This window comes from Pseudoalteromonas sp. S3431 (genome assembly GCF_000690035.1).
Taxonomy (GTDB): domain Bacteria; phylum Pseudomonadota; class Gammaproteobacteria; order Enterobacterales; family Alteromonadaceae; genus Pseudoalteromonas; species Pseudoalteromonas fuliginea.
Genome location: NZ_JJNY01000046.1, coordinates 1 through 4,591, shown reverse-complemented (window position 1 = coordinate 4,591; position 4,591 = coordinate 1). Strand labels below are relative to the sequence as shown.

General features: G+C 40.1%; 3 protein-coding genes. 2 read left to right on the top strand and 1 reads right to left on the bottom strand.

The annotated features are described in order from the left end of the window. Positions 1-697 precede the first annotated feature (697 nt). Positions 698-2,488 carry a S8 family peptidase gene (locus tag DO88_RS07325; RefSeq protein WP_008138088.1) on the bottom strand — a complete coding sequence of 597 codons (1,791 nt, stop codon included), beginning with the start codon at positions 2,486-2,488 and terminating at the stop codon, positions 698-700. Between the two features lie 308 nt (positions 2,489-2,796). Here DO88_RS07325 and DO88_RS07330 point away from each other — a divergent pair, with 308 nt between their 5' ends. Both DO88_RS07330 and DO88_RS07335 read left to right on the top strand, forming a co-directional pair. Next, positions 2,797-3,981, top strand: coding sequence for an NAD(P)/FAD-dependent oxidoreductase (locus DO88_RS07330; protein WP_033039782.1), 1,185 nt, complete (start codon positions 2,797-2,799; stop codon positions 3,979-3,981). Positions 3,982-4,154: 173 nt separating this feature from the next. Then, on the top strand, positions 4,155-4,418 hold the full coding sequence (locus DO88_RS07335; RefSeq protein ID WP_033039779.1) for a hypothetical protein: 264 nt from the start codon (positions 4,155-4,157) through the stop codon (positions 4,416-4,418). Positions 4,419-4,591 lie beyond the last annotated feature (173 nt).

The following is a 4,591-nucleotide window of genomic DNA, read 5'->3' as shown; positions in this document are numbered from 1 at the left end:
CGGCGCGAGGTTTGTAACCTAGTGGGCTCGGTAACTGCTCCTGCGTTACTCTACTGGCTTACATCCATGTAAGAATAAGTAAAAACCGAGCAAAGCTTCCGCGTCCTGCTCACGCCCCTTACCTACATCCATGCAGGCAACAAAGAATAAATAGCCCCTAGGAAGAACCCTTTGGGCAGCGCCTGTTTGGTCTTAATGCTACGTTATCGCCCATTTATGGGGAATAGCCACACTGCATAGGCTCTACCTTGCCTAAATACCAAACAGAATGCTGCAAATTTAACCTTGAAAGAACAACATACCCTAATTAAGTGATCTACTTTGAGGTGAGAAAACCGTGTTGATAACAAGGCAAAAATTTCGTTATTTAGTTGTCCTATATCAGAAATTTTTAACACAGTTAGCGTCAGATTTAATCCCCCAAATTGATTAAGTATTATTGCGGATTGGTATTACTCACCGTATTAAAAATGATTCATAGTCGACTGTATGGATGTAGGGGATAAAGTAAGGCACGAAGCAATTAGTGATAACAACTATATGTCATACTTCACCTTGTTATTGCGCAATTATCTTATCGTTAAATAAACCCATATAAGCAGATTGGCGTAATCCGAGTTGCTATAAATTGTTTTTAAATAAAAAAAGGCCAAGCTTTTCAGCTTGACCTTTGCTCTCAGGGAGTTGTTTCAATAAATTATGGCTGATATTGTCCGGTAAGAGTTAAGCCAGAGAATGTGCTGTAAGCGTTAACGCTTAAATGCCATGTTCCTGCTTGTGGGCTTGAGAATGTACATGTTTCAGCGTTACCATTTTTATATGGACGGCAGTCGTAACTTGATGCTGTTGGTTGGCTACCAAATTTAACAAATAAGTCAGCATCGCCAGTCCCACCTGATGTTGTTACGGTAAATGTAGACATACCGGCAGGTACATCTAGGGTGTAATGTTTCCATTGACCAGCATTAGCACTTACATCACTTACGGAGCCACCACCGGCTGCAGGTGGTGTTGTTGTCGTACCGCCACTTGCTGCAGCAACAGCGGCTGCTGCATCTACAATACCAGTACCACAGTTATTACATGAAGCTGGGAATGAACGCGTTGTCGATTTTAGAATATTTTCTATTTCATCAGGCGTAGCATTTGGTTTAGCTTGCTTAATAAGTGCTGCAACACCAGCAACATGAGGAGCTGCCATAGATGTACCTTGTGAAAAACCGTAGCTATCACTTGAAGGTGTTGACGAGCCTGTATTATAAGTTGATAGAACGCCTTCAGAGTCGTTTGCAAAACTTTGTGCGCCGCCAGGTGCTGCAACATCAATATTGCTACCGTAGTTTGAGTAATAAGCGCGACCGCCGTTGCGCCCAACCGATGCTACGTTTACTACACCGCTACAGTTACCTGGATTGTAGTTTGCTGAGTTGTCGTTATCGTTACCAGCTGCAATAACCACAACAGTGCCATTGCTACGTGCTGTGTTAATCGCATTTTGCGTTGTAGAACTACATGAACCGCTGCCACCTAAACTCATGTTAATTACATCTGCAGGGTTTGAGTTTGCAGGAACGCCTGAAACACTTCCACCTGATGCCCAAATAATGCCGTCAGCAATGTCAGATGTTAAACCACCACACTTACCAAGCACACGAACAGGAACTACTTTTGCATTATAAGCAACGCCAGCAACACCTTCACCATTATTAGTGACAGCAGCAACTGTGCCGGCAACATGCGTACCATGCCAGCTAGAGTTTTGTGCACCGTTTGAACCACATTCATTTGCTGCAACCGCATCGCCAGGATCGCGAGCATCGCTATCACGACCACCGCCATCATTTGCTACCGACAAGTTAGAAATCATATCGTAACCAGGGAGAATATTTGCATTCAAATCAGCATGAGGGCGGTAGCCTGTATCAAGCACCGCGACCACTACGCCGCTACCTGTTGCTGTATCCCATGCTGCTGGCAAGTTTAGACCACCCGCTTGCTCGTAGTAATGCCATTGATCATCAAAGCGAGGATCATTAGGTGTCGAAAAAGGTTGCAACATTTGATCGACTTCAATGTATTCAACATTGCCAGAAGCAATAACGTCTTGCATAAACTCTTGCGCTTCGGCTGCATTTAGCTTCTTGTCTGCACGCATAACATGGTGATTATTAAGTGCCATTGCACGTACATATTTACCTTTTACCTTCCCTTTTTTAGACGAAAAGTTTTTAACAAAACGTTGAGCGCGTTGTTTCATATTTGATGAGTTAGCGCTCGCTGTTGAAAAAGTGGCTATTTCATTATTGTTATTTTTATATTTAATAATGAATTGGGTTTCAAAACCGCTTTGGATTTGTAGTTTTGCTGTGGTTTCAGCCATTGAAGGAGCAATTGCTTGAGCTGGATTTGCCATACTTGATGTTGCTGAAAAAAGCGTACTTACAGTTAAAGCTATAGCGCACTTTTGAAAAGTTTTTCTTGTTGTCATAATTTTTCCTAGATTTTATTAGTAATTTCGTGATTAATGCTCACGATGTAGGAACAAAGGTAAAGTATTTGTTAATAAAGTTAAAGTATTAATTTCGTTTTATGTATTTTGTTTGGTTATAACTAAGAACTTTAATGATTTTTTAATACTTTTGTCGTTGTTTTTAAAGTGTTTCGTGCTTTTTATGATTTGTTAATATTATTGGTTGTTTTTCTGGTTTATTTTGTTGCGTTATTATTGATAATGATTGCGCGCTGTTTGTTGTTAAACTTTGCTATAATCGAAAAAAATTTTAACGAGATAAATAAATGACCCAAGTAGATGTAATAGTAATAGGTGCGGGAGCTGCAGGATTAATGTGTGCAGCGCAAGCTGGATACCGTGGCCGAAGCGTTACAGTACTTGATATGGGCAAAAAACCAGGTCGTAAAATTTTAATAAGTGGTGGTGGGCGTTGTAATTTTACAAATGAAAACGCAACCCCTGATAACTACTTATGCGCAAATGCTCATTTTGTTAAATCATGTTTAAGTCGCTATACACAGCATGACTTTATTGAGCTGGTGGACAGGCACGGATTAGCGTATCACCATAAAACACTAGGTCAGCTTTTTTGCGATAACAATGCACAAGACATTGTTGATATTTTACTGACCGAATGTGAGTGGGCAGGGGTAAATATAAAACTACGCAATGAAGTGATCAGCGTATCAAAAACCGAAATCGGCTATAGCGTTACGACAGAGCAAGAAACATTAAGCTGTGAGTCGCTAGTTATAGCATCAGGTGGCTTAACTATGCCAAAACTAGGGGCTACACCAATAGGTTATAAAATTGCAGAGCAGTTTGGCTTAAGCGTGTTACCAACTATGGCTGCACTTGTGCCGTTTACTTTGCATCAGCATGATAAAGAGCGTTTTGAAGGGCTCTCGGGAATTAGTATTCCATGTGAAGTTTCAAGCGAAGACGGCACCGTATTTAAAGAAAATATCCTCTTTACTCACCGAGGGTTATCGGGCCCAGCAATATTGCAAATAAGCTCATTTTGGCGAGCAGGGCAGGCTGTAACTATAAACCTATTACCCGAAATTGATTTAAGGCAGCAACTTGCTGATTGGCGAGAAACGCAAGCCCAAAAGTCGTTAAAAAATAGCCTTGCGACTATTTTACCTAAACGCTTTATAGAAATACTGCACGAAAGCAAAGCGATACCAGATTGTAATATTAATCAGCTTACCCATGCTCAAATAGATGAGTTAGTAAATTATATTCACGCTTGGCAAATTAAACCCAATGGCACAGAAGGCTATAGAACAGCAGAAGTAACATTGGGCGGTGTAGATACCGACGAGTTGAGCTCAAAAACCTTTGAAGCTAAAAAAGCCAAAGGCCTATACTTTATAGGCGAAGTAACCGATGTAACGGGTTGGTTAGGGGGCTACAATTTTCAGTATGCGTGGAGCTGTGGATTTGCTTGTGGGCAGTACGCTTAGGTATTATTCTATTTAGATCTAATAGTTTTATGTAGTCAGGATTACCTTGGCGAGAAAAGCTTGAGAAAATAGCTAATACTGAATTAATTAAAAAAGAACAAGAAATAGTTAATCGAACACAAAAACGATCTGCTTTTGTTCAATATTTTAAAAATGCGAACGAAACTGTAAAAATGCAAATTCTGTGTAAAAAATTAGGTCTTAGGCAACCTGAACAACTTTCAAAGTACGTCTATTGCTGGAACTCGTCTTGGGATGTATGGCGTACCGTTGTGTGGGTTTATAAAATTCATGGCAATAAAGGTTACATAATTGATGTAAACGATATCGCGAGTGATCCTTGGCTGGAATCTCTGTTGGGTTTCTCAATAGATCATGAAGCTTATGAATCCCGTAGAAAAATGGTTGGCTTTTGGCTAAAAAACTATTCGAGTTAGGCTATTTAAAAAGAGTTGGGTGGACTAAATATGAAGTGGAAAGTAGCCAGTTGAAAAGCTTTTTGCCTTGGACCTATATAAAGTAACTATGAAATTCGGTACCTAGTTATGTAAGACAGTTAATAAGTTAAGTGATATTGTAGAAATTGTTTTGGTAATCCCCCCATTTTTAA